The organism is Ruegeria sp. AL11 (genome assembly GCF_056540865.1).
In genome coordinates this window covers 1-3,805 of record NZ_JBQFXO010000027.1, presented here as the reverse complement: position 1 = coordinate 3,805, position 3,805 = coordinate 1, and the positions used below count along the sequence as shown (strand labels likewise).

At 62.6% G+C, this 3,805-nt stretch carries 3 protein-coding genes; all 3 read left to right on the top strand.

The window, feature by feature from the left end:
- Positions 1–477, top strand: a 477-nt coding sequence (locus ACR0IP_RS22950; protein WP_480528132.1) for a (2Fe-2S)-binding protein, incomplete at its 5' end; no start/stop codon positions are given.
- 25 nt (positions 478–502) lie between these two features.
- Positions 503–2,863, top strand: coding sequence for a xanthine dehydrogenase family protein molybdopterin-binding subunit (locus ACR0IP_RS22945; RefSeq protein ID WP_480528131.1), 2,361 nt, complete (start codon positions 503–505; stop codon positions 2,861–2,863).
- A gap of 95 nt (positions 2,864–2,958) precedes the next feature.
- Positions 2,959–3,750: an FAD binding domain-containing protein gene (locus ACR0IP_RS22940; RefSeq protein ID WP_480528130.1), complete on the top strand. Its 792-nt coding sequence runs from the start codon at positions 2,959–2,961 to the stop codon at positions 3,748–3,750.
- The last annotated feature ends 55 nt before the right edge of the window (positions 3,751–3,805 follow it).

The window sequence follows — 3,805 nt, the reverse complement described above, 5'->3', positions numbered from 1 at the left end:
ATATCGCTGACTGTGAATGGCATGTCTGTGAGCGGTGAAGTTGAGGGTCGGACGTTATTGTCTGGTTTTTTGCGGGATCATTTGTCTTTGACGGGGACGCATGTTGGCTGTGATACGGCGCAATGTGGGGCCTGTGTGGTGCATGTGAACGGCGAGGCTGTGAAGTCGTGCAACATGCTGGCGGTTGAGGCCGACGGGGCCGAGGTTGGCACGATCGAGGGTCAGGCCTCCGAGGATGGGACACTCAATGCGATCCAGCAGGCGTTTCAGGATCACCACGGGCTGCAATGCGGCTTCTGCACACCGGGCATGGTGATGAGCGCGGCGGCCTTGCTGAAGGACAATCCGCGCCCGTCCGAGGCCGAGATCCGCAAGTATCTGGAAGGCAACCTGTGCCGCTGCACGGGCTATCACAACATCGTCAAGGCGATCATGGCCGCTTCGGGCCAGGACGTCAGCAGCATCGCCGCCGAATAAGCGGCCCGAGGGAGGAGAACAAGCAATGCCCAAAGACAGTGGCATCGGAGCCAGTTCCAAGCGGCGCGAGGACGTGCGCTTTCTGACCGGAGCAGGCAATTACACCGACGACATCAACGTGGCCGGACAGGCCTATGTTCATTTCCTGCGCTCGGATATCGCGCATGGCCGGATCACCAGCCTTGATACCTCGGCGGCCGAGGCCATGCCGGGCGTGGTCAAGGTGTTCACCGGCAAGGATTTCGAAGGCGTGGGCGGCATGCCCTGCGGCTGGGAGGTGACGGACAAGCACGGCGCGCCCATGCAGGAGCCTGCGCATCCCATTCTGGCCCAGGGCAAGGTGCGCCATGTGGGCGATCCCATCGCCGCCATCGTGGCCGACAGCCTGGAGCAGGCCCGCGACGCGGCCGAGGCGATTGACCTCGAGATCGAGGAACTGCCCGCCGTGATCGACATGAAGGCCGCAGCGCAAGAGGGCGCGACGCTGGTCCATGACGATCTGAAGAACAACATCTGCTATGATTGGCAGCTGGGTGAAGCGGATGACGCCAAGGTCAATGAGGTCTTCGCCAATGCGGCCCATGTGACCACGCTGGATCTGGTCAACAACCGCCTGGTCGCCAACCCGATGGAACCGCGCGTGGCGGTGGGTGAGTATAAGCGGGGCACGGATGAGTACACGCTCTATACCACCTCGCAGAACCCGCATGTGATCCGCCTGCTGATGTGCGCCTTTGTGCTGGGCCTGCCCGAGCATAAGGTCCGCGTTGTGGCCCCGGATGTAGGCGGTGGCTTTGGCACCAAAATCTTCCACTATGCGGAAGAGGCGTTCTGTACCTTCGCCGCCAAGGCCTGCAACCGGCCTGTGAAGTGGACCTCCAGCCGGTCCGAGGCGTTCATGTCGGACGCCCATGGTCGGGATCATGTCAGCAAAATCGAACTGGCGCTGGATGCAGACAACAACTTCATCGGGTTGCGGACCAACACCTATGCGAACCTTGGGGCGTATCTGTCGACCTTCTCCAGTTCCGTGCCCACATGGCTGCACGGCACGCTGATGGCAGGCAATTACAAGACGCCGGTCATTCAGGTGAATGTGAAGGCGATGTTCACCAACACAGTGCCGGTGGATGCCTATCGCGGCGCGGGCCGGCCCGAGGCGACGTTCCAGTTGGAGCGTGTCGTCGATAAGGCCGCGCGCGAGCTGGGAGTCGATCCGATTGCGCTGCGCCGTCAGAACTTCATCACCCAGTTCCCCTATGACACGCCGGTCGCTCTGACCTATGACACCGGGGATTACAACGGGACCATGGACAAGCTTGAGGCCGCCGCCGATCTGGCAGGCTTTGCGGCCCGCCGTGCGGCCAGCGAGGCCAAGGGCAAGCTGCGGGGCCTGGGCATCAACTGCTATATCGAAGCGTGCGGCATTGCGCCCTCGAACATCGTTGGCATGCTGGGGGCCCGAGCGGGTCTTTATGACGCGGCGACCGTGCGGGTGAATGCCACCGGCTCGATCAGCGTCATGGTTGGCGCGCACAGCCACGGGCAGGGGCATGAGACCGCCTTCCCGCAGGTTGTGGCCGACATGATCGGCATTGATGAATCGATGGTCGAGATCGTGCATGGCGACACCTCAAAAATCCCGTTCGGCATGGGCACCTATGGCTCGCGCTCTCTGGCGGTCTGTGGCTCGGCCATGGTGAAGGCCACCGAGAAGGTGATCGACAAGGCCAAGAAGATCGCAGCCCACCTGCTGGAGGCCTCCGAGGCGGATATCGAGCTGAAGGACGGTCAGTTCAGCGTGGCAGGCACCGACAAGTCGGTGGCCTGGGGCGACGTGACCCTGACAGCTTATGTGCCGCATAACTTCCCGCTGGAGGTTGAGCCGGGGCTGGAGGAGACCGCGTTCTATGACCCGGCCAACTTCACCTTCCCCTCGGGCGCTTATGCCTGCGAGGTTGAGGTCGACCCCGAGACCGGTCAGGTCAGTATCGAGGCCTTCACCGCGGCGGATGACTTTGGCAACATTGTCAATCCGATGATCGTGGATGGTCAGGTGCATGGCGGCATTGGCCAGGGTATCGGCCAGGCTCTGCTGGAGAACTGCGCCTATGATGAGAATGGCCAGCTGTTGAGCGCGTCCTTCATGGATTACGCCATGCCGCGCGCCGATGATGTGCCCTTCTACGGCGTGGATCATTCCAGCCAGACGCCCTGTACGCATAACCCGCTGGGTGTGAAGGGCTGTGGTGAGGCCGGGGCGATTGGCTCTCCGCCGGCTGTGGTCAATGCCGTTCTGGATGCGATGAATTCGGGCGGCAAGGCGGTGGATCACATCGACATGCCAGTAAGCCCGTCGCGCGTCTGGGCGGCGATGAACAGCTGAGTTGAGAGGGCGGACCGGGGGCCAGCCCCCGGACCCCCGAGGTATTTTTAGCCAGATGAAGAGCGGATCTGCGCTCTTCGGAAAGGAAAAGCGGAATGTACAGTTTCGAGTTTGAGAAGCCTTCGAGCATTGCCGACGCGGTTGCTGCGTTGGGGGCCGAGGATGCGCAGCCATTGGGCGGGGGTCAGACGCTGATCCCGACGCTGAAGCAGCGCCTGGCGGCCCCTTCGGTGCTGGTCAGCATGGGTGGGATTGCCGAGATGCAGGGGGTCTGTGTCGAGGATGACGGCTCGGTCGTCATTGGCGGGGCGACGCCCCATGCCACGGTGGCGCGTGAAGCGGCGGGGTCGTATCCGGCGCTGGCGGCCTTGGCGGGTCAGATCGGTGATCCGGCGGTGCGCAATCGCGGCACCATTGGCGGGTCGGTGGCCAACAATGATCCGGCGGCCTGTTATCCGGCGGGCGTGCTGGGCTCAGGCGCGACCATCGTGACCAACGCGCGGCAGATCGCGGCGGACGACTTCTTTCAGGGCATGTTTGCCACCGCGCTGGATGAGGGTGAGATCATCACCTCGGTCCGGTTCCCGGTGCCTCAAGCGGCAAGCTATCAGAAGTTCCTGCAGCCTGCGTCCCGATTTGCCCTGGTCGGTGTCTACGTGGCGCGCTTTGCGGATGGTGTCCGTGTCGCCGTGACCGGCGCCAGCGAAGACGGCGTGTTCCGGTGGGCGGAGGCCGAAGAGGCCTTGAACAAATCCTTCAACGCCGAGGCGTTGATGGGGCTGAGCGTCAACCCGATGAACATGATCGCCGACCTGCATGGCAGCAAAACCTACCGCGCGCATTTGGTTGGGGTGATGACTAAACGCGCCGTCCAAGACTGCTCGTAAACACAGAAACAACAAACCCAAAAGCCCCGGGCAAAACCCCGGGGCTTTTGCTATG

Bases quoted from the DNA above. Each gene is read 5' to 3' on its own strand.
- ACR0IP_RS22945 (WP_480528131.1), top strand. From the start codon at position 503: ATGCCCAAAGACAGTGGCATCGGAGCCAGTTCCAAGCGGCGCGAGGAC.
- ACR0IP_RS22940 (WP_480528130.1), top strand. From the start codon at position 2,959: ATGTACAGTTTCGAGTTTGAGAAGCCTTCGAGCATTGCCGACGCGGTT.